The organism is Aeromonas sp. s12 (assembly GCF_040907925.1).
Taxonomy (GTDB): Bacteria; Pseudomonadota; Gammaproteobacteria; order Enterobacterales; family Aeromonadaceae; genus Aeromonas; species Aeromonas veronii.
This window is the reverse complement of the sequence record NZ_JBFOCT010000023.1, coordinates 105745-128373: the sequence shown is the minus strand read 5'-3', so window position 1 is coordinate 128373 and position 22629 is coordinate 105745. Positions and strand designations below refer to the sequence as shown.

At 60.7% G+C, this 22629-nt stretch carries 23 protein-coding genes; 18 read left to right on the top strand and 5 right to left on the bottom strand.

The window, feature by feature from the left end:
- The first annotated feature begins 63 nt into the window (after positions 1–63).
- Both bioA and AB5Y67_RS11665 read left to right on the top strand, forming a co-directional pair.
- Entirely contained in the window at positions 64–1338 is a 1275-nt protein-coding gene (gene bioA / locus AB5Y67_RS11670) for an adenosylmethionine--8-amino-7-oxononanoate transaminase (protein WP_325793706.1), read from the top strand.
- Positions 1339–1514: 176 nt separating this feature from the next.
- Positions 1515–2327 (top strand): HAMP domain-containing protein, encoded by an 813-nt coding sequence (locus AB5Y67_RS11665; protein ID WP_151287000.1) that lies wholly within the window; start codon positions 1515–1517, stop codon positions 2325–2327.
- Positions 2328–2336: 9 nt separating this feature from the next.
- Here the strand turns inward: AB5Y67_RS11665 and AB5Y67_RS11660 are convergent, their stop codons facing one another.
- Positions 2337–2681, bottom strand: a complete 345-nt coding sequence (locus tag AB5Y67_RS11660) for a hypothetical protein (RefSeq protein WP_005359354.1) — start codon at positions 2679–2681, stop codon at positions 2337–2339.
- A 200-nt stretch (positions 2682–2881) separates the two neighbouring features.
- On the opposite strand from AB5Y67_RS11660, the gene asnS reads away from it, so the two are divergent.
- The 4 genes from asnS to AB5Y67_RS11640 all read left to right on the top strand — a co-directional run bounded on the left by asnS (position 2882) and on the right by AB5Y67_RS11640 (position 7696).
- Positions 2882–4282, top strand: a complete 1401-nt coding sequence (asnS, locus tag AB5Y67_RS11655) for an asparagine--tRNA ligase (protein WP_043818544.1) — start codon at positions 2882–2884, stop codon at positions 4280–4282.
- 110 nt (positions 4283–4392) lie between these two features.
- Positions 4393–5148: an ABC transporter substrate-binding protein gene (locus AB5Y67_RS11650; protein WP_270804037.1), complete on the top strand. Its 756-nt coding sequence runs from the start codon at positions 4393–4395 to the stop codon at positions 5146–5148.
- 374 nt (positions 5149–5522) lie between these two features.
- Positions 5523–6866, top strand: coding sequence for an anaerobic C4-dicarboxylate transporter (locus AB5Y67_RS11645; RefSeq protein ID WP_005337916.1), 1344 nt, complete (start codon positions 5523–5525; stop codon positions 6864–6866).
- A 173-nt stretch (positions 6867–7039) separates the two neighbouring features.
- Entirely contained in the window at positions 7040–7696 is a 657-nt protein-coding gene (locus AB5Y67_RS11640) for an adenine nucleotide alpha hydrolase (protein WP_236366737.1), read from the top strand.
- A gap of 138 nt (positions 7697–7834) precedes the next feature.
- Here AB5Y67_RS11640 and AB5Y67_RS11635 read toward each other — a convergent pair whose 3' ends face one another.
- Both AB5Y67_RS11635 and dcuC read right to left on the bottom strand, forming a co-directional pair.
- Positions 7835–8974 carry a M20 family metallopeptidase gene (locus tag AB5Y67_RS11635; protein WP_325793705.1) on the bottom strand — a complete coding sequence of 380 codons (1140 nt, stop codon included), beginning with the start codon at positions 8972–8974 and terminating at the stop codon, positions 7835–7837.
- Positions 8975–9108: 134 nt separating this feature from the next.
- Positions 9109–10485: a C4-dicarboxylate transporter DcuC gene (gene dcuC / locus AB5Y67_RS11630; protein WP_005350454.1), complete on the bottom strand. Its 1377-nt coding sequence runs from the start codon at positions 10483–10485 to the stop codon at positions 9109–9111.
- 285 nt (positions 10486–10770) lie between these two features.
- Here dcuC and AB5Y67_RS11625 point away from each other — a divergent pair, with 285 nt between their 5' ends.
- The 8 genes from AB5Y67_RS11625 to AB5Y67_RS11590 all read left to right on the top strand — a co-directional run bounded on the left by AB5Y67_RS11625 (position 10771) and on the right by AB5Y67_RS11590 (position 18119).
- Entirely contained in the window at positions 10771–11085 is a 315-nt protein-coding gene (locus AB5Y67_RS11625) for a hypothetical protein (protein ID WP_005337929.1), read from the top strand.
- 315 nt (positions 11086–11400) lie between these two features.
- Positions 11401–11751, top strand: coding sequence for an ArsC family reductase (locus tag AB5Y67_RS11620; protein ID WP_201993411.1), 351 nt, complete (start codon positions 11401–11403; stop codon positions 11749–11751).
- 19 nt (positions 11752–11770) lie between these two features.
- Positions 11771–12898, top strand: coding sequence for a succinyl-diaminopimelate desuccinylase (gene dapE, locus AB5Y67_RS11615; RefSeq protein ID WP_219263511.1), 1128 nt, complete (start codon positions 11771–11773; stop codon positions 12896–12898).
- A complete protein-coding gene (locus AB5Y67_RS11610) occupies positions 12895–13584 on the top strand; it encodes a M15 family metallopeptidase (protein WP_203116130.1) in 690 nt (229 codons plus the stop codon). Before dapE ends, AB5Y67_RS11610 begins: the two co-directional genes overlap by 4 nt.
- Positions 13581–13727: a hypothetical protein gene (locus AB5Y67_RS11605; protein ID WP_005337933.1), complete on the top strand. Its 147-nt coding sequence runs from the start codon at positions 13581–13583 to the stop codon at positions 13725–13727. The genes AB5Y67_RS11610 and AB5Y67_RS11605 overlap by 4 nt, the downstream gene beginning before the upstream one ends.
- 280 nt (positions 13728–14007) lie before the next feature.
- Complete coding sequence (locus AB5Y67_RS11600) at positions 14008–15735, top strand: potassium/proton antiporter (RefSeq protein ID WP_216948301.1); 1728 nt, start codon at positions 14008–14010, stop codon at positions 15733–15735.
- A 43-nt stretch (positions 15736–15778) separates the two neighbouring features.
- Positions 15779–16882: a beta-N-acetylglucosaminidase domain-containing protein gene (locus tag AB5Y67_RS11595; protein WP_325793703.1), complete on the top strand. Its 1104-nt coding sequence runs from the start codon at positions 15779–15781 to the stop codon at positions 16880–16882.
- A gap of 28 nt (positions 16883–16910) precedes the next feature.
- Positions 16911–18119, top strand: a complete 1209-nt coding sequence (locus tag AB5Y67_RS11590) for a cation:proton antiporter (protein WP_325793702.1) — start codon at positions 16911–16913, stop codon at positions 18117–18119.
- Between the two features lie 73 nt (positions 18120–18192).
- Here the strand turns inward: AB5Y67_RS11590 and AB5Y67_RS11585 are convergent, their stop codons facing one another.
- The gene (locus AB5Y67_RS11585) at positions 18193–18825 is read right to left on the bottom strand and encodes a LysE family translocator (RefSeq protein ID WP_005344345.1); all 633 of its coding nucleotides are present in this window, start codon (positions 18823–18825) and stop codon (positions 18193–18195) included.
- A 232-nt stretch (positions 18826–19057) separates the two neighbouring features.
- Between AB5Y67_RS11585 and AB5Y67_RS11580 the strand changes: the two genes are divergently transcribed.
- The 4 genes from AB5Y67_RS11580 to AB5Y67_RS11565 all read left to right on the top strand — a co-directional run bounded on the left by AB5Y67_RS11580 (position 19058) and on the right by AB5Y67_RS11565 (position 22023).
- A complete protein-coding gene (locus AB5Y67_RS11580) occupies positions 19058–20680 on the top strand; it encodes a methyl-accepting chemotaxis protein (protein ID WP_266134438.1) in 1623 nt (540 codons plus the stop codon).
- Positions 20681–20855: 175 nt separating this feature from the next.
- Positions 20856–21386: a DUF1523 family protein gene (locus AB5Y67_RS11575; RefSeq protein WP_041208367.1), complete on the top strand. Its 531-nt coding sequence runs from the start codon at positions 20856–20858 to the stop codon at positions 21384–21386.
- The gene (locus tag AB5Y67_RS11570; RefSeq protein WP_319920185.1) at positions 21383–21679 is read left to right on the top strand and encodes a winged helix-turn-helix domain-containing protein; all 297 of its coding nucleotides are present in this window, start codon (positions 21383–21385) and stop codon (positions 21677–21679) included. The genes AB5Y67_RS11575 and AB5Y67_RS11570 overlap by 4 nt, the downstream gene beginning before the upstream one ends.
- A gap of 74 nt (positions 21680–21753) precedes the next feature.
- A complete protein-coding gene (locus AB5Y67_RS11565; RefSeq protein WP_234879884.1) occupies positions 21754–22023 on the top strand; it encodes a putative quinol monooxygenase in 270 nt (89 codons plus the stop codon).
- 136 nt (positions 22024–22159) lie between these two features.
- Here AB5Y67_RS11565 and AB5Y67_RS11560 read toward each other — a convergent pair whose 3' ends face one another.
- Positions 22160–22627: a hypothetical protein gene (locus AB5Y67_RS11560; protein WP_139472934.1), complete on the bottom strand. Its 468-nt coding sequence runs from the start codon at positions 22625–22627 to the stop codon at positions 22160–22162.
- Positions 22628–22629: the final 2 nt, after the last annotated feature.

The following is a 22629-nucleotide window of genomic DNA, read 5'->3' as shown; positions in this document are numbered from 1 at the left end:
GTAGAGAGCACGCGTAGACTGTCAACACCGACCAGATCAAACCAATTGACAATAGAACAACAAATGAACAGCCAAGAATTCGACCTGCACCACATCTGGCACCCCTATACCTCCCTAACTCACCCCCTGCCCTGCTATGAAGTGGCCAGCGCCAAAGGGGTGACCATCACCCTCAGCGACGGCCGTGAACTGGTGGATGGCATGAGCTCCTGGTGGGCTTGCGTGCACGGCTATCAGGTGCCGGAGTTGGACGCCGCCGCCACCGCCCAGCTCGGCAAGATGTCCCACGTGATGTTTGGCGGCCTCACCCACGCCCCGGCGGTCGAGCTCTGCCGCAAGCTGGTGGAGATCACTCCAAAGGGGCTTGATCGGGTATTTCTGGCCGATTCCGGCTCGGTGGCAGTGGAAGTGGCGCTCAAGATGGCGCAGCAGTACTGGCACGCCAAAGGGACGCCCAGAGCCAAATTTGTCGCCCTGCGCAGCGGCTATCATGGCGACACCTTTGGCGCCATGAGCGTCTGCGATCCCGATGGCGGCATGCACGAGCTCTACAAGGGGTTTCTGCCGGAACACTATTTTGTCGATGCGCCGAGCTGTCGCTTCCACGCCGAGTGGGACGAGCAGTGCGTGGTGGAGCTGGCGACACTCATGGCCGATCATCACGAGGAGATTGCCGCCATTGTGCTCGAACCCATAGTGCAGGGCGCTGGCGGCATGCGCTTCTATCACCCCCGCTACCTGCAGTGGGTGCGCGCCCTGTGCGACGAATTCGGCGTGCTGCTGATTGCCGACGAGATTGCCACCGGCTTTGGCCGCACTGGCCAGCTGTTTGCATGCGACTGGGCGGGGATCAGCCCCGACATCATGTGTCTGGGCAAGGCGCTTACCGGCGGCTACCTCACCCTCTCGGCGACCCTGACCACCGAGCATGTCGCCCGCACCATCTGTGACGGCAAGGCGGGCGTCTTTATGCACGGCCCCACTTTTATGGGCAACCCGCTCGCCTGCGCGGTGGCCAACGCCTCCATCGAGTTGCTGCTGGCCTCACCTTGGCAGGAGCGGGTGCGCACCATCGAGCATCAGCTGCGAACAGAACTGGTAGAGCTGACCCTGCACCCGGCGGTCACGGATGTGCGGGTGCTCGGCGCCATCGGGGTGGTGGAGATGAAAGAGCGGGTGGATGTAGCGCGCATCCAGCGCAAGTTTGTCGAACTGGGCGCCTGGATCCGCCCCTTTGGCAAGCTGGTCTACCTGATGCCCCCCTTCGTCATCCCCCCTGAAGAGCTGCGGGTATTGACCGGTGCCATCCGTCAGGCCATCGCCGCGGGCGAGTTTTAATGCAAGCAGCGGGCGGCCATCGCTGCCGCCCGTTTGACTACCCGCATTTGATATATAAAGAGGGCAACTTTATCCACTTCAGTGCAGTTTCACTTGCCGTAATGTGAGCAAAACACCAGACCTGAGGCCCCAAGAGGGGTAAACTGCTGCGGTTTTACCATCAAGAAAGACTGCTCATGCGCCTCTCCATTGCTGCCAAAATCAACTTTTTCCTGCTCTTCATCTTCTCCATGGTACTGGTCTTCTCCGCAGCCTATCAGGCAGTGCGCGAGCGCGATCTCATCCTGACCCTCATCAAGGAGCAGAGCCGCGAGCAGACCGAAGCCTATTTCGACGGCCTCAACATGCTGATGCTGACCGGCAAGATGGATGCCCGCGATACCCTGCGCGGCAAATTTCTCGACCATGCCCATGTGGAGGATGCCCGCATCGTCCGTGGCGACGCGGTGAGCAAACAGTTCGGGCCGGGACGAGAGACAGAGCAGGTAAAAGATGAGTTTGATGAGCTGGCTCTGGCGGGCAAAGGGAGCCTGGAGGTGGTGCACAACGGCATGCACAGCCGTCTGGTGGTCACTCGACCGCTGCTGGCCAAGAAGGATTTTCGCGGCACCGACTGCACCAGCTGTCATCTGGTACCGGAGAACACCGTGCTTGGTGCGGTGCGCTTTGACTACTCCCTCGATTCGCTGTTTACCCGGGTCGAGCAGAATATCCTCACCTCGGCGCTGATCCTCACCGGCATCTTCGGGGTGGGACTGCTGCTGACCCTCTGGGTCATCCGCACCTGGATCGTGCGCCCCCTCAACCAGTTGACCCGTTCCATGGAAGAGGCCACCGACCTGCACGACTTCGGCCACCGGCTGGAGGGGGATGACGGCGACGAGATTGGCCGGGTGGCGGTGGCCTACAACCAGATGCTCGACAGTGTGGAGCGACAGCTCGGCAAGCGCACCAAGGCCAGCAGGCAGGAACCGGATCAGCCCCGCTGAGGCGGGCGCTTAACCGACGTAGTAAAAGAGCAAGCTGGCGATCAGCACCAATAGCAGGATGGCCAGATTGACATGCCGGGAGTCATCCTGACGGCGGCTGCGCTTGCGCTCCAGCAGCAACACCGCCAGCGTCAGGGCGCAGCAGCTCCAGAGCCCGTAGACCAGCCAGGGGGTAAGGGCCGGGTCCCAATAATCGCGCACCTCGATCCCGCCATAGACCAGAAAACCGTAGGCAATTTCGGGGCGGGCATAGTGGTAAAGGGAGAGCAGCACGATAAAGCCACCCCAGCAGAGCATCACCAGCCCCTGCAACACCCGTGTCAGCCAATCTGGCCCATGCCGCCGATCTTTCACCCACCTCTCCTGCGCCCGTGACACTCTTGTTGAGTGAACCATGCCGAAAACCCCACCAGAGTCCGACATTTTTGCTTGTTTATCAAACCCGCGCGGGTAAGATTGACGGCTTAGTCTGCCATGGTGGGCCATCTGTGCCCGGGCCAGACTCCCTAGTGTTGCAAATAGCGCTGCAAGAACAAGCTGGAGACAATATTTCGATGACGCACGCATCCGTAGTAGATGTGCTGGCCGGTAAGTATCCGGTCGGCACCACCCAAACTGTCAAAGGGTGGATCCGGACTCGCCGTGATTCCAAGGCGGGGATCTCATTTTTGGCCATTTCCGATGGCTCCTGTTTCCATCCGGTACAGGCAGTTGTCCCCAATACCCTGGCCAATTACGAGAATGAAGTGCTGCGTCTGACCACTGCCTGCTCCGTGGAAGTGACCGGCGTGGTTGCCGCCTCTCAGGGCAGCGGCCAGGCTTTCGAACTGCAGGCGACCGAGGTGAAGGTAGTCGGCTGGGTCGAAGATCCGGATACCTACCCGATGGCCGCCAAGCGCCACAGCATCGAATACCTGCGTGAACAGGCCCACCTGCGCCCGCGCACCAACATCGTTGGCGCCGTGACCCGCGTTCGTCACTGCCTGGCGCAAGCCATCCACCGCTTCTTCCACGAAGAGGGTTTCCTCTGGGTTGCGACCCCGCTCATCACCGCCTCTGACACCGAAGGTGCCGGCGAGATGTTCCGCGTCTCCACTCTGGACATGGAAAACCTGCCGCGCACCGACGCCGGCAAGGTGGACTACAACGAAGATTTCTTCGGCAAAGAAGCTTTCCTGACCGTATCCGGCCAGCTGAACGCCGAAACCTATGCCTGCGCACTCTCCAAGGTCTACACCTTCGGCCCGACCTTCCGCGCTGAAAACTCCAACACCAGCCGCCACCTGGCCGAGTTCTGGATGGTTGAGCCGGAAGTGGCCTTCAACGATCTGGAAGATAACGCCGCACTGGCCGAAGCCATGCTGAAGTATGTCTTCAACGCCGTACTGACCGAGCGTCGCGACGATCTGGAGTTCTTCGCCCAGCACGTGGACAAGGATGCCATCGGCCGTCTGGAGCGTTTCGTCTCCTCCGACTTCGCCCAGATCGACTACACCGACGCCATCGAAGTGCTGAAAAACTGCGGCAAGAAGTTCGAATTCCCGGTCTCCTGGGGTATCGATCTCTCCTCCGAACACGAGCGCTATCTGGCCGAGGAGCACTTCAAGTCTCCGGTGGTGGTGAAGAACTACCCGAAAGATATCAAAGCCTTCTACATGCGCCTCAACGACGACGGCAAGACCGTTGCCGCGATGGACGTACTGGCACCGGGCATCGGCGAGATTATCGGTGGTTCCCAGCGTGAAGAGCGTCTGGACGTGCTGGATGCCCGTCTGGCCGAGATGGGCCTGAACAAGGAAGATTACTGGTGGTACCGCGACCTGCGTCGCTTCGGTACCGTGCCGCACTCCGGCTTCGGTCTGGGCTTCGAGCGTCTGGTGGTATACGTGACCGGCATGGGCAACGTCCGCGACGTGATCCCGTTCCCGCGTACTCCGCGTACCGCCGAGTTCTGATCAGCGGCATCTTGCCACTGCATTGCAAAAGCCGACCTGTGGGTCGGCTTTTTTATTGTCACCGTTATGGATGATACTCAGGATCAACCGGCACAAGGAACTCGTCGCCTATGGGATATCGCCTGCTGCTCTCGCTACTACTGTCCTGCATGCCTGTTCAACTGTGGGCCGAGCCCGTTCGTCTGACTACCCTGGAGTGGCCCCCCTACACCAGCCAGAGCCTGCCCGATGGCGGCCTCACCGGTCATATTGTCAAACGCGCCTTTGCCGAGGCGGGACTGGAAGTGACATTCGACTTCTATCCCTGGCAGCGGGCAGTGCGGCTGGCGGCCGACCCGACCCAGCCTTATAGCGGCTATTTTCCCGAGTACCTCTCCGACACCCTGCCGACCCTGTGGCGCAGCTCAGCCAGCGTAGGCGACAGTGTGCTGGGTATGGCGCAGCGCTCAGGCCCCCCCATCCCCTGGCAGCAGCTCACGGATCTCGCCCCCTATCGGATCGGCGTGGTGGAAGGGTACGTCAACACCCGTGAATTCGATGCCCTGATGGCCAACAAGCGCCTCAACACTGCCGCCGTCGATTCCGACCTGCTCAACCTGCGCAAATTGCAGCGCGACCGGCTCGATCTGGCGGTGATCGACCGGGATGTCTTTCACTGGCTCATCAACCATGATCGCAAGCTGAGCAGCGCCAGATTGCAATTTCACCCGAAGATCCTCGAACACAAGAGCCTGCACATCATGTTTCGTCCCGATCAGCAGGCGTTGCAGCAACAGTTGGCACAGGCCATTGCCAGACTCGATATTGCCAAGCTGAGCGAGGATTATCAGCGCCGCCATCTGCAACAAGCACCCGCGGCCAAGTGAGCAGACCCGACGAAGTCAGCCCTTGCTGGCAAAAATAGCCTGAGCGCTGGCTTTTTCACCCTCTTCTGCCGCAATCGAGCCCTTTTTATGCCCCTCCCCTGCAGCCCTGTTGCCGCTCTGTTCTACCGCCATGACCACCCGATGGCTTGGCCCCGAGTGATACCACTTGGTGACAGAAATGATGTTTTTGTTAGTACGTGGTTTTTAAGTGGTTTAATCAAAAATTCATCGAGTTATTGAAGTAACTCAATTTTTTCACTTTTTCAGGGGAGCAGAATAGCAACTAACCCTTTTGGGCTAAATAAAACAGACAATGACAATTCATGGTTCAGGCTACCCGCGGCAATATGGGTTGAATCACACGAGGTAACGGAATGATCTTGATGGAATTTTTAGTGGTACTCGGCTGCTTGCTGCTGGGTACCCGCTTTGGGGGCATGGGACTCGGTCTCATCAGTGGTATCGGTCTCTTCCTGCTGACCTTCGTCTTCGGTCTGGTGCCGGGCGAACCGCCGGTGCAGGTGATGCTGACCATTCTGGCGGTGATCGGCTGTGCCGCCACCCTGCAGACTGCCGGTGGCCTCAACCTGATGATGCAAGTGGCCGAGCGCCTGCTGCGCCGTCACCCGCAATACATCACTATCCTGGCGCCGCTCACCACCTGGACCCTCACCTTCCTGTGCGGTACCGGCCACGTGGTCTACACCATGTTCCCCATCATCGCTGACATCGCGCTGCAGAAGAACATCCGTCCCGAGCGTCCGATGGCTGTCGCCTCCGTTGCCTCCCAGATGGCCATCTGCGCCTCCCCGGTCTCCGTTGCCGTGGTCTCCATGGTCTCCATTCTGGCGGCCGGTCATGGTATCGGTCAGGCTTACGGCCTGCTCGACATCCTGATGATCGCCATCCCCTCCTCCCTGACCGGTGTCATCGTGGCGGCCCTGTGGAGCCTGCGTCGCGGCAAGGATCTGGACAAGGACGAAGAGTTCCAGGCCAAGATAAAAGACCCGGAGCAGCGCGCCTTCATCTACGGCGGTGGTGAAACCCTGCTCAACACCAAGTTCCCGAAAGAGGCCTACTGGTCTACCTGGATCTTCTTCGCCGCCATCGCTGCCGTGGTATTGCTCGGTGCCAACGAAGGTCTGCGTCCAGTGTTCACCATCAAGGACAAAACCGGCCCGCTCTCCATGAACCTGGTGATCCAGATGATGATGCTGATCGCCGGTGCCATCATCCTGATGCGCTGCAAGGTCAAGCCGGGCGAGATCGCCAACGGTGCCGTCTTCAAGGCAGGCATGGTCGCCATCTTCTCCGTATTCGGGGTTGCCTGGATGAGTGAGACCTTCTTCCAGGCTCACATGCCGCTGCTCAAAGAGACTCTGGCCCATGTGGTACAGGCCCAGCCCTGGACCTACGCCCTGGTGCTGTTCCTCATCTCCAAGCTGGTGAACAGCCAGGCAGCCGCCCTCACCGCCATCGCCCCCATGGGTCTGGCGCTGGGTGTCGAGCCGAAGCTGCTGATCGCCTTCCTGCCAGCCAGCTACGGCTACTTCGTGCTGCCAACCTACCCGAGCGATCTGGCCTGTATCGGTTTCGACCGCTCCGGCACCACCCGCATCGGCAAGTTCATCATCAACCACAGCTTCATCATTCCGGGGCTGATCGGGGTGGTGACCTCCTGCTCGCTGGGCTTTATCCTCACCAGCATCCTGCTCTAATCGCAGCGGCGTTTACCACGCTATTGCAATACAGGCCCCCGCTTCGGGGGCCTGCTTTTTTCCCGCTCTGTGACCCCAACCATTTCCCCGCCGCCATTTCCGGACACTATGCCTTTACCTCTGCCCCCGCCGCTGGGTAGCATGCCCCCTCGTTCACCATTGGAATCTCATCCATGTCTCGCGTCATCCTGCTCTGGAGCGGTGGCAAAGATGCCATGCTGGCCCTCTGTCATGCCCGTCAAGCGGGCCATCAGGTGATGGCACTGACCACCTTTGCCCCGCCAGAGCCCCGATTTCTCGCTCACCCCTTGCCGCTGGTGCGCCGTCAGGCGGAAGCCCTCGGGCTGCCCCATCTGCTGGTCACCATAGAAGCGCCGTTCGATCTCGGTTATGAGCGGGCACTGGCACGGCTCAAGGAGGAGTGGCAACTCGATGGCGTAGTCACCGGCGATATCGACAGCGTGGGGGGCGCACCAAACTGGATCCGCGAACGCTGCCAGCCGCTGGGGCTCACCGTCCACACCCCGCTCTGGCTGCAATCTCGTCAAGCCTTGCTGGCGGATCTGCTGGCCCGCGGCATCGTCGCCCACCTCTCCTGCGTCGATACCCGGGTGCTGGCTCCCGAGTGGACTGGACGCACCCTCGATGCCGCCACCCTCTGCGAGCTACAACAACTGGCCGAGCGCGAGGACTTCGATGCCTGCGGCGAGCAGGGGGAGTACCACACCATGGTGACTGACGGCCCGGGCTTTGCGGCCCCGCTGCGCCTCGATGGCTGGCAGGTGGCGCGCCAGGATCATCTGGCCTATCTGGCCGAGCCACAGGGGTAACGGCCTCAGGCCATCTGGCCCGCTCACTCAGCGCGCGAAAATCGAGATAAAAAAACGGGAGGCAACAGCCTCCCGTTTGGATTTGAGCGGACCAGTTTTGAGCAGGCCAATAACGACCCGAACAAGGGATAAACCGGCTTATTTCGCCAGCTTGCCCAGCACCCGCTGCAGCAGGCGGATGCGCGGCTCGATGCTGTCGAGCAGCAGGAACTCCGCCTCCGAGTGGAAACCGCCCCCCATGGGGCCGAAGCCATCCAGCGACGGCACACCTGCGGCGGCGGTGAAGTTGGCATCCGAGCCGCCACCGGCCTCCAGCCAGTTGAAGGGGATCCCCTCCTCTTTGGCTGCCGCCTCCACCAGCGCCATCACGGCCTCGGTGTCACCACTCGGGCGCATCGCCGGCTTGAAGCTCTGGCGATCCACCTCGACCCGGCAGCCCGCAAGGAAGGGGTTGTTGGCCATAAAGGTGAGCCGATCGTGTACCGCAGTGGCCTCTTCGTTGCTCCAGAAGCGCAAATCCACGATCGCCTCGGCAAAGTCCGGCACCACGTTGACACCGGTGCCGCCCTGTACCACGCCGACGTTCATGGTGGTGCCCGTGGTCATGTTGACCTGCTCGTTGATGGCCAATACCCAGTGCGCCAGCTCGGTGATGGCAGAGACCCCTTCGGTGAGGGCCGAACCGGCGTGGGACGCCTTGCCGTGGAAGGTGATGCGGTACTTGGCATTGCCTTTGCGGGCGCTGATGAGATCGCCGTTGGGACGGGCTGCCTCGGCCACCAGCACGCAGCCGCTCTGTTTGGCCTTCTCCACCAGCCAATCTTTCGACCAGGGGGAGCCAATCTCTTCGTCGCAGTTGTAGCAGACCAGCACCTTGAGCTTGGCAAGCAATGCCGGATCCATCTCTTTGAGGGCATACCAGATAGAGAGCAGGCCGCTCTTCATGTCCGACACACCGGGGCCAAAGGCTTGATTGCCTTCGATTTTCAGCGGGCGCTTGGCCGCCGTCCCCTCGGGGAAGACGGTATCCATGTGGCCGCACAGCATCACGTCGTAGTGATCGGCACCCGGCGCATTGGTGATCTCGAGGCAGGGGCCGCACTCGGCAGCGAACTGGTGGCGGGTCACCTGCCAGCCGATGGCCTCATATTTCTCGGTCATGATGTCGGCCACTTTCGCTACCCCGGCCGGGGTGCGAGTACCGCAATCGAGGTTGATGAGCGGAGCCAGATCGGCCAGATAGCTATCAAGGGAAAACGGGCTCTTTACAACTGTCATTATCTTCTCCATGCAACAATCAGCATTGATGGCCGATCGTCTATTGCAACAATGCGACACAGTGAGAAAAAGGCGGGCAGCCATGCCACCCGCCCGACTGGTAAATTCCAAACACCACTACATAACCCACATCACTACATAAACAGCAGATAGTTGAGGGTCAACGCCGTCACCAGCGCCCCCGCCATCGGCACGCTGGTGCGTTTGACCACGGTAAAGGGCGATACCTTGGCAATCCCCGCACAGGCGATCAGCACAGCCGCGATGGGAGAGACAGTGCGGCCGATACTGGAAGCGAGCTGCATCGGCAGCAGCATGGTCACCGCAGGTACGCCAAACTTGGCCGCCACCGCCGGTGCCAGGGTCGAGAAGCTGAGGAACGCCGCGTTGCCGGAGCCCATGATGACCGCCGCCACCATGATCAGCGCCACCATCACCAGGGTCATCAGACCGCTGCCGATACCGGCATTGCTGGCAGAGTGCAGCAGGGTATCGATGGCGCCGATGGCCTTGAGGGATTCGGCAAACAGCTCGGCACAGACGATGAGCGCCACCACGGGGCCAAACACCTTGCCCATGCCGTCGAGGAAGCTCGACAGCCCGGCAAACGCGGTACGCACCGAGCGGCTACGCAGCAGCTCGCACAGCATGCCGATAAAGACCGACAGCAGCATGGCCACCTCCACGCTCATCTTGATGTCGCTCACCAGCAGCTTGGAGAAGGTCATCATCAGCACGAAGGGGATGATCGGCAGCAGCGCATACCAGGTGGGCGCCTGCACGCTCTCGGTGCCCTGCTCGTCCAGCTCGGCGTGATCGCCGCGATGGAGCGCCGGATCCCAGCCATCCTTGCGATCGCAGTGACGCTGCCAGAAGAAGTGCAGCACCATGGTCACCAGCAGCATGGGGGCCACCAGCCAGATCTGGTAGTCAACGAAATAGCTGGTCGGATCCATGCCGGATTGACCGGCGGAGAAGATGGCGTTGGTCTGGGTCGGGCCAATTTCAAACGCCTGGGAGGTGGCGATGACGCCACAGGCGGAGGCCGGGCTGATGCCGAGGTTGCGCATCACCGGATACATGGTGACCATCAACAGCAGGCCAAGGCCGGTAGCGGAGGTAACGAACAGGGAGACGAATACCGCCACCAGATAACAGATGGAGAGCATCAGGTAGCTGGACTGGATGCCCGCCACCGGTTTGACCGCCACCCGCACCAGCGCCTGGGAGGCCCCGATATGGGACATGTAGGTGGCAAACCCCGCCACCGCCATGATGGTGAGACCGAGGCCCGCCGCGCGGTAGGAGAAGATCCCCTTGAACACTTCGAACAGGTCGAACAGGGCGAAGCCGGTGCTCTTGTCAGCGGGGAGAATGGGGTGCAGCCCCAGCCAGTAGGCCACTGCAAAAATGGCCATGCCCGCCAGCGCCAGCACCGCCTGCGGGTTGTAATCCTTGATAATGCCGTAGACCACGGCGACCAGAACGAGCAAGACGAATAAAAGTTCCAATATTCACTCCTGATAAATTTATCGAAGAGCGAAATCTAGTGATCTGACCACTGTTTGCCTTTGATCCCTATCAATAAAGGTGCCGTCACCGTGATTCATTAGCATAATATGTCGGCCATGTAACAATTTTTCGTTATTTCAACTGCCAGAAAACCTTTATCACCCCATATCCGGGAATTGTGTGACGCGACTCCCCTCTTTTTTGCGTTGGATCAACATATGACGGCGCCGAACTGGCGAAGATGCGCTTCGACATATAGCGACCATTTCGCGCCGGAGAGAGTTATGACAAGCCAAGCCACCGCAGGTGCTTCGACCTGCGACTACAAGCTGTGGGACATCCTCGTCGAGTCTGCAAAGGAACGCACTACCATTCGTTACTCCAAACTGGCCAAGCAGGCCGGGCTGGAGCAGTGCCAGGATGAACTGCGCACCCTGCTGCAACGCATCCGCATGTACTGCACCGAAAACAACCTGCCGATCCTCTCCGCCATCGTGGTGGACGACGTGGGCAAATACACTGGCCTCTCTTCCAGCCTGCCTGATGCACCCTGGGAACGGGCCCGGGTCTTTGATCATGAATGGACCACCCTGCACTAATTGAGGTGCTTGATGATGCCGACCAAAACGCGCCCGCTGGCGCGTTTTGGCTATCTGGCGTTTGCCCTTTCTCTTTTTCTCCTGCAATAGCGGCTTTTCTCCGCAATCACCATCTCATCGGGCATACCCACCGCACTGCTTCTGATCTTGATCTCAAAATCGCCGTTCAGGTGTGACCAGTCCCGGTAAAACCCGCGAGCCGGACCATCGGCGTTGCCATGGGATTGCCACAATGCCAGAATCGGGCCCTTGCACTGCGTTGATTCGGATTTTCGGGCACGGCCACGGCCAGCGCCCACAAGAGAAGGACTCCCCATGGCCATCACCCTCTATGGCATCAAGAACTGCGACACCATCAAGAAAGCCCGCAAGTGGCTGGATGAGGCCGGTATCGACTACCGCTTTCACGACCACCGCGCCGACGGCCTGAATCCGGACGAGCTGGACAGCTGGCTGGCAAAACTCGGCTGGGAAGCCCTGCTCAACAGCCGCGGCACCACCTTCCGCACCCTGCCGGATGAGGCCAAACAGGGGCTCGACACCGCCAAGGCACGCGCCCTGCTGCTGGAACATCCGGCCATGATCAAGCGCCCGCTGCTCGACCGTGACGGCGAACTGACTCTGGGTTTCAAGGCTGATCACTACCAATCCCTCTTTTCCCGTTAAGGACAACTAAGGACAACTGATGTCGGATGTCATCGCACTGGCCAAGGATCTGATCCGCCGCCCCTCCGTTACCCCCCTCGATGAAGGGTGTCAGACCCTGATGGCGGAGCGCCTCGCCAGGATCGGATTCGTTATCGAATCCATGGTGTTTGAAGACACCACCAACCTCTGGGCCCGTCGTGGCAGCGAGGGGCCGCTGTTCTGCTTCGCCGGTCACACCGACGTGGTGCCCGCCGGGCCGCTGGACAAATGGCACACCCCGCCGTTCGAGCCGACCATCAAGGATGGTGTGCTCTACGGGCGCGGCGCCGCCGACATGAAGGGCTCGCTGGCTTCCATGGTGGTGGCGGTCGAGCGCTTCGTGGCCGAGCATCCGGATCACACCGGGTCCATCGCTTTTCTCATCACCTCCGATGAGGAGGGGCCCTTTATCAATGGCACCCCCCGGGTGATCGACACCCTGGAGGCCCGTAACGAGAAGATCCGCTGGTGCATCGTCGGTGAACCCTCCTCTACCGCAGTGGTAGGGGATGTGGTGAAGAACGGCCGCCGCGGCTCCATCACCGGCGATCTGCTGGTGCGCGGAGTGCAGGGCCATGTCGCCTACCCCCATCTGGCGGACAACCCCATTCACAAAGCCGCGCCAGCGCTGGCGGAACTCGCCGCCACCGTGTGGGATGAGGGCAACGCCTACTTCCCCCCCACCAGCTTCCAGATCGCCAACATCTCGGCCGGCACAGGCGCCTCCAACGTCATTCCGGGCGAGCTGCAGGTCCAGTTCAACTTCCGCTTCAGTACCGAACTGACCGACATGGATATCCGCGAGCGGGTCGAAGCGCTGCTGGATAAACATGGCCTCGATTATCAGCTGAACTGGACCCTCTCCGGCCAGCCCTTTCTCACCGATACTGGCGCGCTGCTCGATGCGGCCGTGGCGGCCATCGAACAGGTTAATGGTCAGCGACCGGCCCTGCTCACCACCGGCGGCACCTCCGACGGGCGCTTTATCGCCCCCACCGGCGCCGAGGTGATTGAGCTTGGCCCCGTCAACGCCACTATTCACAAGGTGAACGAGTGCGTGAAGGCGGACGATCTGGATCTGCTGGCCGACATGTACCAAGGGGTGCTCGAGAGATTGCTGGCATGACGCAGGAACAACTGCTGGGGCTCGACGAGAGCCACCTTATTCTGGTGGGGCGCGGCCCTCATCGGCTGACCGCCGCCACCGCGGCGGCCTTCAACGACATGCAGGTGGCGGCCGCCTATGAGGGGTTCAACCTGCAGGCGGCCTCCAGCTGGCGCAGCTTCGAGCGCCAGCTCGCCATCTGGAATGGCAAGTGGCGCGGCGAACGGCCGCTGCTCGATGCCAACAGCCAGCCCATCGATGCCCTGCAACTGGGCGAGATAGAGCGGCTGCACGCCATCCTGCGCTGGAGTGCCCTGCCCGGCACCAGCCGTCACCACTGGGGGACCGATCTCGATATCTACGACCCGGACTGCCTGCCAGCCGATACCAAACTGACGCTGGAGCCCTGGGAGTATGAAGACGGGGGCTGGTTTGCGGACCTCAGCGAGTGGCTCAGCGACCATATGAGCGACTTCGGCTTCTTCCTCCCTTATGCCAAACCAGTTGGTGCAGGCAGCGGCGTCGCCTACGAGCCCTGGCATATCAGCTTCTCGCTGGAGTCCGACGAGCAGCGGCTCGATCCCGCGGCACTGGCGCTTTGTCTGCAACAGGCGGATATTGAAGGCAAGTCGACCATATTGGCCAACCTTGATGAAATTTTGGCCCGTTATGTCACCACCTGTCCTGACGAAAGGAAAATCCCATGAATCTCTGGCTGTGGATAGGGTTGCCGCTGCTGTTCCTGCTCGGGCTGTTTCTCAATGCCATCAAAGACATGAAACGGCTGGAGAAGCAGTTGCCCAACTACAAGGACAAGATCCGCGAAGTGAAGGACGACGAGGACGACTGAATCCCGCCCCCATCCCGTGGGGAGCGCCCTTGTGCTCCCCTCTCCCTCTGCTGTGCCGTTTCGCTTTTCCCCGCCCTCTCCTCCCTGCGCATCCTGAAATCGACGCTCCTTTGACTCCGCTTTCGTTAACCCCGTCACTGTCAGAATATGGCGCGGCCATGCTGAAAAAAGGGATGAAAAATGTAAGAAAGTGCAAATTGATGCACAAATAAGCCACACAAGGGGGGCCTAACTGCATATAATGTGCCTACTTTGCACATTACCAGGAAGGAGTTCGCCCTTGGATGCCGCTACCATCAACAGTTTCTTTTTTGTCGCTGCCCTGTTGGTGGGAGCCAGCGTACTGTTGAGCGCCCTCTCTTCCCGCCTCGGTATTCCCATTCTGGTTATCTTCCTCGCCGTCGGTATGCTGGCCGGTGAGGATGGCCCAGGAGGCATCCACTTCGCTGACTACTCCATCGCCTATCTGGTGGGCAACCTGGCGCTCGCTATCATCCTGCTTGACGGCGGCATGCGCACCCGGGTCTCCTCGTTCCGGGTGGCGCTCTGGCCTGCCCTGTCGCTGGCGACGGTCGGGGTGGCCATCACCACCGGCCTGACGGGGCTTGCCGCCGCCTGGCTGTTTGACCTCAACCTGATGCAGGGGATGCTGATCGGCGCCATCGTCGGCTCCACCGATGCGGCGGCGGTCTTCTCCCTGCTTGGCGGACGCAGTCTCAACGAGCGGGTGAGCGCCACTCTGGAGATAGAGTCAGGCAGCAACGACCCCATGGCAGTGTTTCTCACCGTCACCCTGATCGAGGTGCTCGCCACCGCCCAGCAAGGGCTGGATGGGGGCTTCCTGCTGCTGCAACTGGTCAAGCAGTTTGGCCTTGGCGCCGGGATTGGCCTTGGCGGCGGCTGGCTGCTGTGGCGCCTTATCAACACCGCCCGCCTGGCGCCGGGACTCTATCCGCTGCTCACCGTCAGCGGCGGTCTGCTGATCTTCGCCCTCACCACGGCGGTCGGTGGCAGCGGCATCCTCGCCATCTACCTCACCGGTCTGTTGCTCGGTAACCTCGCCCTGCGCAGCCGCAGCACCACATTGTCGGTGCTGGACGGTCTGACCTGGCTCAGCCAAATCGGCATGTTTCTGGTGTTGGGGCTGCTCGCCTCCCCCCACAAGCTGCTGCCCATCGCCCTGCCCGCGCTGGCGCTGGCGATGTGGATGATCCTGTTTGCCCGCCCGGTGTCGGTCTGGATCGGGCTGCTGCCGTTCAAGAACTTCGCCCCCCGCGAGCGCTGGTTTATCTCCTGGGTCGGCCTGCGCGGCGCAGTGCCCATCATTCTGGCGGTCTTCCCCATGATGGCGGGGCTGCCCAACGCCCAGCTCTACTTCAATGTCGCCTTCTTCGTGGTGCTGGTCTCGCTGATTTTGCAGGGCAGCTCGCTGCCGCTGGCCTCAAAACTGGCGCGGGTGGAGGTACCGGCACCGCCGTCCCCCATCAACCGCTCCGGGCTCGAGATCGATCTCGACAGCCAGTGGGAGACCTTCGTCTACCAGCTGGGGGAGGAGAAGTGGTGCATCGGCTCGCCACTGCGGGATCTGCAGATGCCCACCGGCACCCGGATCTGCGCCCTTTTTCGCGGCCGCGAGCTGCTCCACCCCTCGGGCAGTACCTGTCTGCAGGCCGATGACATCCTCTGCGTGATCGGTCACGAACGTGACCTCCCCGCCCTCGGTAAGCTGTTCAGTCAGGCGCCGGAGCAAGATCTCGGCCCCCGCTTCTTCGGTGACTTCCTGCTGGAAGCAGCCGCGCGGCTGGTGGATCTCGCCCCTCTCTACGGGCTGGATGTGAGCGAGGTGGCGGATCAGACACTGGGCGATTTTATTGCCAGCCAGTTGGGCGATAATCTGGTAGTCGGTGACAACATCGAATGGCAGGGCCTGATCTGGACCGTGGCCGAAATGGACGAGAGCGTGCCGAGCAAGATCGGGGTGCGCTTTCAGGAAGAGGACCCGGTCTGACCGACCGTCCCGTATCAAGTCCCCAGCAAGAAGGGAGAGAGTTATGCCATATCAAAGTTTGCTGTCCGGCCCCCTGCCCCCCGCTGCCAATCTGGGGGTGATTGAAGGCTTTTTTGGCAAGGGATGGAGCTGGCAGGCCCGCGCCCGTTATGCCCAGTGGCTGCCGCGCCACGGTTACGGCTTCTATATCTACGCCCCGAAAGAGGATGGCTATCTGCGCAAGCATTGGGCCCTCCCCTGGCCCGAGCAGCAGTTGGCGGATCTCGCCGAACTGGCGCGCCAGTGCCGCGCCAACGGGCTCGCCTTCGGGGTGGGCTTGAGCCCCATGGGGGCGCATCACGACTATGAGCGGCAGCGCCCGGCACTGCTCGAGAAAGTGCGCCTCATCGACGAGATGCTCCAGCCCGATATTCTGGCGGTGCTGTTTGACGATATGAAGGGGGATACCCCGGACCTGGCCCGTCACCAGCTCACCATCGCCCACGACATAGCGGCCCACAGCAAGGCGACCCGCCTCATCTTCTGCCCCAGCTACTACTCGACCGATCCGGTACTGGAGAAGGTGTTTGGCGCCATGCCTCCCCGCTATCTGGAGGAGCTTGGCGAGCAGCTCGACCGCCGCTTCGAGATCTTCTGGACTGGCCCCAAGGTCTGCTCGACCGAGTATCCAGCGAGCCACCTCAAGCAGGTGACCGAACTGCTCGGCCGCAAGCCCTTCCTGTGGGACAACTACCCGGTCAACGATGGCAGCAAGGCAAGCAGCTATCTCTATCTGCGTGCCTTCGAGAACCGCCCCGCCGAGCTGGCGGATCTGCTCTCCGGCCATGCGGTCAACCCGATGAAGCAGGCGGCGCTCTCCGCCCTGCCGCTCGCCACCCTGCCGATGAGCTACAAGCTCGGCAAGCAGTATGATCCCGACAAGGCGCTGCACGCCTCCCTCAACGCCACCTGCGGCCCGCAGATCTCGGCGATGATTGAGGCCGACCTGCCGCTGTTTCAGGATCTGGGACTGGCCCGACTCACTCCCGAGCAGATTGCCGCCCTCAAGGCGCGCTACCTGCCGTTTCGCGATCAGGCTTGCGTCGATGAAATCGTGCGCTGGCTGGACGGCGAGTATGTGTTCGACCCGGACTGCCTGACCGATTAAACCGCCCGCGTGGCTGGAAGGAGGTTGTATGGATGCACACCTGCTTTATCAGAATCTGGCGGTGATCGCCGCCTTTTTGCTGCTCTACAGCCTGATCGCGGGGCGCTTCGAGTCAAAACTGGTCAACGGCCCCCTGCTCTTTCTGCTGAGCGGCTGGCTGCTGGGGCCGGGAGGGCTGGAGCTGCTCTCCCTCTCTATCGACAGCGCCGGCATCAAGCTGCTGGCCGAGCTGACGTTGGTGATTGTGCTGTTCAACGATGCCGCCAACACCAACTGGCAGGTGCTGCTGGCCAACCGCCAGCTGCCCATCCGGCTGCTGCTGATCGGCCTGCCCCTCACCCTGCTCTGTGGTGCCCTGTTTGGCCACTGGATCTTCCCCGACCTGCCACTGCTGGAGATGGCGATCCTCTCCACCATTCTTGCGCCCACCGATGCGGCGCTCGGCAAGGCGGTGGTAAGCAACCCCGCGGTGCCTGCACCTGTGCGTGAAGGGCTCAATCAGGAGAGCGGCCTCAACGACGGCATCTGCGTACCGGTGCTGCTTCTGCTGCTGGCCCTTATCGCCCCCACCGAGCAGCACGCAGGCACCGCCACTCTGGCTATCACCCTGATGCTGGAGGAGATCGGCATTGGCCTGCTGGTCGCCTTTGTGCTGACCAGCCTCACCATCCGGCTACTGAAAATCACCTATCTCAACGGCTGGCAACTGCCGCTCTGGCGCCAGCTCACCATGCCGGGGCTGGCCCTGCTCTGCTTTGCGCTGGCACAGACTCTCGGGGGGAGCGGCTTTATCGCCGCCTTTGTCGGCGGCCTCTTTATCGGCCACCGCCTCGGCGAGCACAAGCACGCCTATATGGACAGCTGTGAAGGGTACGGCGATCTGCTCTCCGTGGTGATCTGGATGGTGTTTGGCGCGACCCTGATGCCCATTCTGCCGGAGCTGCTGCACTGGCAATACTGGCTCTATGCCATTGCCAGCCTCACCCTGCTGCGGATGGTGCCGGTTTGGCTGAGCCTCATCGGCACCGGCCTCAAGCCGGAGCTCAAGCTCTTTATCGGCTGGTTCGGCCCGCGGGGCCTTGCCAGTATCGTCTTTGCGGTGATGGTGCTGCAAAACGAGCCCGCCCTGATTGGCCAGCGCCCTATCATCGCCACCGTGCTCTGCACCATCATATTGAGCGTCATCCTGCACGGCCTCACCGCCAACCCCTGGGTCGAGCGTTTCAAGCCTCACTGAGCCACCCGGCGCCCATAAAAAATGCCACCGATCGGTGGCATTTTTCTTTTGTGGCGAGAGTCACTGACAGCTCTTACCCGAGCGCCAGCCAGACTCCCACCCCCAGCATCAGGGTACCGGCGATGCGGTTCATCAGGGTGACGTTGCCGCTCTTGGCAAGGAAGTGGCGCAGGGTGCGGCCGCCGCTGGCGTAGAGCAGCAGGCAGGAGAACTCGATGACCAGGATCAGCGCCACCAGCGCGCTGATCTGCGGCGCCATCGGCTTGTCGGCAGAGATAAAGGGGGGCAGCAGGGAGATCATGAAGGCCCACCCTTTGGGGTTGGCGATGGCGGTGACAAAGCCCTGCAGCGCCAACCCCATGGCGCTGGTCTGTTGACCGGCCGAGAGATCCGCCGGAATGGCCATCTTCCCTTTAGCCTGCCACATCTGGATGCCAAGCCACACCAGATAGGCGCCCCCCACATATTTGAAGGCGGCGAAGATCCCCGGATAGTTGAGCATGATGGCTGCCACCCCGATCACCGACAGCACCGAGACCAGCCCGACCCCGATCAGCTCCCCCCACATCATGTGCAGGGTTCGGCGCACCCCCAGGCTCATCCCCAGCGTCATCGACAGGGTCATGCACATGCCGGGGGTCACCGAGACAAAGAAAAAGGTCGGGATAAACAGAGCCAGAATGGCCGGATCGATCCAGCTGGACACAACACACCTCCATATGACGAGAGCGGGAAATCACGAAAACGGGATAGGATTGACACAATCCAGCCAGTTGTACCACATATTCAGGGGATAAAGCGCTCAATCATGCCTAAATGGCTCCTTTCCCACAAGAAAAAACCTTTTATTCAGCACATTTCAGCAATAAAAGCCTGTGACAGCTCCTGACGTGCATGTGTAATATGTCGGCTCCTCCAATTCCGGATTAGAGCCACTTATGTCATTGAATAATCTATCAATACGCGTTCAGGTCTTGATACCTTTGCTGCTGGCCAGCCTGCTGATGATGGTGATGATCGCCATCAGCAAACAGGGTCTGGATGAAGCCATCAATGACATAGATGAGACGACCCAGACCGTGGTCCAGCACAAGGACGATATTGCCAAACTGATCCACGCCACCTACCGGCTACGCACCAGCGCCATCTATGGCCTCTACGATGCCAAGCTGTTTGCCGCACTGCCCGCAAACCTCAACAGCGCCGAGCAGGAGATCAACGCCATCCTCGGCCGTCTGGTGCTCCCCGGTGCCGAGCAGGATAACCGTCAGGTCGCTGCCGCCCTGCAGGCCTACCTCAGCCATACCCGCAGCAACATGCTGCCGCTGCTGGCGCAAAAACATCAGGGTGGCGGCGATCCGGTCGCCTACGAGGCGGCTCGCCTCCATTTCCGCGAGCTGGGTGAACAGCTGATCAAACAGATCGACAGCATGTCCGCCCACATCAACCAGCTGATCCAGCAAGAGCTGGCCGAAGAGCAGGCCCACTACGACGCCACCCTGCTGCGTACCCTGCTGCTCACCGCCGGTACCCTGCTGGCGGCGCTGATCTGTGGCTGGGTCCTATCCGGGCGCATCGTCAGCCCCATCGGCCAGTTGCAAGAAGTGATGCACGCCGTGGCGCAAGGGCGCTTCAACGTGCGCGCCAAAGCGGAGGGCAACAACGAGCTGACCCGTCTGGCCAAAGATATCAACCTCACTCTGGGGCAACTTGGTAGCACCATCGAGAACCTGACCGGGATCAGCAACAGCGTCGCCTCCGCCGCCACCGAGCTGGCCGCCGTGATGACCCAGTCAGAGGCCAATGCAAAGCAGCAGCACAGCGAGATCGAACAGGTCGCCTCCGCCGTGACCGAACTCTCCAGCACAGCAGACAACGTCAACCACAACGCCGCCATCGCCGATGAGCTGGCGCGGGATGCCAATGGCCGGGTCGAACAGGGGCTCGCCCTCTTTACCGAAAGCATCGCCGCCAACAGCCGGATGGCAGGCAGTCTGGAAGATGCCGCAGCCATCGTGGCTCAGCTCAAATCCCAGTCCGAGCAGATCGGCAAGGTAATTGAAGTGATCCAGGGGATCTCCGAGCAGACCAACCTGCTGGCGCTCAATGCCGCCATCGAAGCGGCCCGTGCCGGTGAAACGGGTCGTGGTTTTGCGGTGGTGGCCGACGAAGTGAGAATGCTGGCGGCCCGTACCCAGGACTCCACCAAGGAGATCCAGGCCATCATCGAGCGGCTGCAGAGCCAGTCCCAATCCGCCAACAACGGCGTGCAGGAAACTCTGGAGATCCTCAGCCATAACCAGCGCTTGTCCGCTCAGGTGCAGGATCTGCTAAGCGGCATTACCGGTGCCGTACGCCAGATCAACGACGCCAACGCCCAGGTGGCCACCGCCGCCGAGGAGCAGTCCTGCGTCACCGCCGACATCAACCGCAATATCACCAATATTCACGAGATCGTGAGCCAGAGCTCCGCTGGCATCAGCCAGAGCGCCAGTGCCAGCAACGAACTCTCCCAGCTCGCCGAGCAGCAACGCAAACAGCTGGCCCAATTCCAGCTGTAAGCGCACAAAGTGAACCAGACAAAAAGGCCCGCAAGGGCCTTTCTTGTTGATGGAGCAATGGCTTTGTCTCTGTTTTAAACGCCATTTTTTGGCAGTTGGTGCCATAAGGGGCTGGGCTGTGGGGGCAAATGTGAGTATGGTAGAGGCACGTCACTCCCCCTCACGTGAGACCATCATGAGCCTGAGATTCAAGAAACCCGCTTTTATCGCCCTGGGGCTCATTGCCCTCGTTTCCGCCACCTGGCTCGACTACTACCTGCCGGAGCACACCATCGCCACCATCACCGGGGTCGAGGTGAAGCGCACCGACAAGGATGGCCCCATCAGCCAGAAGAACCCGGCTGACGGCCCCACTACCGATGTCTACTACATCTACACCGAGCGTCCCGGCGAGAAGATCCGGGTGTTCCGCAACGAGGATACCGAGTGGGGCTGGCCCTTCTACTTCAAGTTCAACGCCGCCGACGTACAGGCCAAGGCCAAGTCGATGGAGTTCGAAAAACGACTCGCCATCATCACCTCCTACGGCTGGCGCATCAACATGTTCTCCATGTTCCCCAACGTCACCAAGATTGAGAGCACCGAGCCTGACGCCTCCACCTGGAGCTTCTTCCGCTGGTTCTGGTTCGGCCTCTGGGCACTGGTGATGGGCAAAGCCGCCATCGCAACCTGGCGCTACTTCGATCGTCTCGAGGACGAGCTATGAGTGAGCCGAGCAAGACCCGCACCAGCTTCTACCGCCGCCTCTACGTGGCCTGGCTGATCAGCCAGGGCACGGATACGGTGCCCGCCATCATGGAGGCGACCGGCATGCCGCGTCGCACCGCGCAGGATACCCTGACGGCGCTGGCCGAACTCGATATCAGCTGCGCCTTCGAACAGACCGAGGGGGCTCGCCACCTGCAGGGACACTACCGCATCAGCGACTGGGGGCCCATCAATCCGGCATGGATCAAGGCTCAACTGCCGCTTATCAAGAAGACGCTGAGCTATCCCTGATCCGAGTGTTATGCGCTTCACATAAACAAATCAGCTACATCTGCAAAAATTTAAAAGGATGAAAGTTGAGCAAGGTGATTCTAAAAGGCTTCATTGTTGTGCCACAAGCTGAGTTAACTGCTGTTATCAATGAGCTAGACAATCATATTCGTTTGACGAGATTAGAAGATGGTTGTCTGATTTTTGAAGTCACGCAAAACGAAGAAAACCAGTATCGGTTCGATGTATATGAAGAGTTTAAAGATCAAACTGCTTTTGATAGGCATCAGCTAAGAGTTAAATCGTCTAAGTGGGGTAAAGTTTCTGTTAATGTTGAACGTTATTATGAAGTTACTGTGAGTTGAACATAACAAACACCTCGAGAAGGAATGCCAACGCGTGCCGTGCCAGCCCCTTAGGCGGGCGAAGGGGAACAAAATAGAGGGGCCAGCCGGCAAGGCTGGCCCCTCTATTTTCAGGCCGATGGCGTAACAGGTCGCCCTACTCGGGCATGGCCGAATCCTCAAGCTCCCCGTCAGACTCACCGCGGGTGCAGTCGATGATGGAGCGCTTGGGGTTGTTGGGATCGCGCAAAAGCAGAGGGGCTGAGCCCTCGTCATGCTTCTGCTCGTCGCCAAACTCGCTGCCGTAGGCGTTGTGGGTCAAGCGGCGAGCATTGGCGATGGGGGTATCAACAAACAGGGCGTGCACTTCGAAGCTGGAGGCGGGCACGATAAAACCGACCACCGGCAGGCCGTGCAGCTCCTCGTGCACCTTGTACCAGGCAAAGCCGTCGCTCACCTTGTAGGGGGTGTAGTTGGCCAGTTGCAGATTGGCGGGCCTGCCCGTCTCATCCACATAGAGATCGGTAAATTCACAGGTCGCCAGCCCCTGCCACATCCGCTCGAATGGCGTCGCACAGCCCATCAGTTGCAACCCGGCCAGCAGCACCAAGCCTCTCTTCCACATTC

Excerpts from the sequence above, each read along its gene's own strand:
- AB5Y67_RS11665 (WP_151287000.1), top strand. The coding sequence starts at position 1,515 with ATGCGCCTCTCCATTGCTGCCAAAATCAACTTTTTCCTGCTCTTCATC.
- AB5Y67_RS11645 (WP_005337916.1), top strand. The coding sequence starts at position 5,523 with ATGATCTTGATGGAATTTTTAGTGGTACTCGGCTGCTTGCTGCTGGGT.
- AB5Y67_RS11595 (WP_325793703.1), top strand. The coding sequence starts at position 15,779 with ATGCCATATCAAAGTTTGCTGTCCGGCCCCCTGCCCCCCGCTGCCAAT.
- AB5Y67_RS11605 (WP_005337933.1), top strand. The coding sequence starts at position 13,581 with ATGAATCTCTGGCTGTGGATAGGGTTGCCGCTGCTGTTCCTGCTCGGG.
- AB5Y67_RS11635 (WP_325793705.1), bottom strand. The coding sequence starts at position 8,974 with ATGACAGTTGTAAAGAGCCCGTTTTCCCTTGATAGCTATCTGGCCGAT.
- AB5Y67_RS11610 (WP_203116130.1), top strand. The coding sequence starts at position 12,895 with ATGACGCAGGAACAACTGCTGGGGCTCGACGAGAGCCACCTTATTCTG.
- AB5Y67_RS11575 (WP_041208367.1), top strand. The coding sequence starts at position 20,856 with ATGAGCCTGAGATTCAAGAAACCCGCTTTTATCGCCCTGGGGCTCATT.
- AB5Y67_RS11620 (WP_201993411.1), top strand. The coding sequence starts at position 11,401 with ATGGCCATCACCCTCTATGGCATCAAGAACTGCGACACCATCAAGAAA.
- AB5Y67_RS11625 (WP_005337929.1), top strand. The coding sequence starts at position 10,771 with ATGACAAGCCAAGCCACCGCAGGTGCTTCGACCTGCGACTACAAGCTG.
- AB5Y67_RS11560 (WP_139472934.1), bottom strand. The coding sequence starts at position 22,627 with ATGTGGAAGAGAGGCTTGGTGCTGCTGGCCGGGTTGCAACTGATGGGC.
- AB5Y67_RS11640 (WP_236366737.1), top strand. The coding sequence starts at position 7,040 with ATGTCTCGCGTCATCCTGCTCTGGAGCGGTGGCAAAGATGCCATGCTG.
- asnS (WP_043818544.1), top strand. The coding sequence starts at position 2,882 with ATGACGCACGCATCCGTAGTAGATGTGCTGGCCGGTAAGTATCCGGTC.
- bioA (WP_325793706.1), top strand. The coding sequence starts at position 64 with ATGAACAGCCAAGAATTCGACCTGCACCACATCTGGCACCCCTATACC.
- AB5Y67_RS11570 (WP_319920185.1), top strand. The coding sequence starts at position 21,383 with ATGAGTGAGCCGAGCAAGACCCGCACCAGCTTCTACCGCCGCCTCTAC.
- AB5Y67_RS11590 (WP_325793702.1), top strand. The coding sequence starts at position 16,911 with ATGGATGCACACCTGCTTTATCAGAATCTGGCGGTGATCGCCGCCTTT.
- AB5Y67_RS11650 (WP_270804037.1), top strand. The coding sequence starts at position 4,393 with ATGGGATATCGCCTGCTGCTCTCGCTACTACTGTCCTGCATGCCTGTT.
- AB5Y67_RS11580 (WP_266134438.1), top strand. The coding sequence starts at position 19,058 with ATGTCATTGAATAATCTATCAATACGCGTTCAGGTCTTGATACCTTTG.
- dapE (WP_219263511.1), top strand. The coding sequence starts at position 11,771 with ATGTCGGATGTCATCGCACTGGCCAAGGATCTGATCCGCCGCCCCTCC.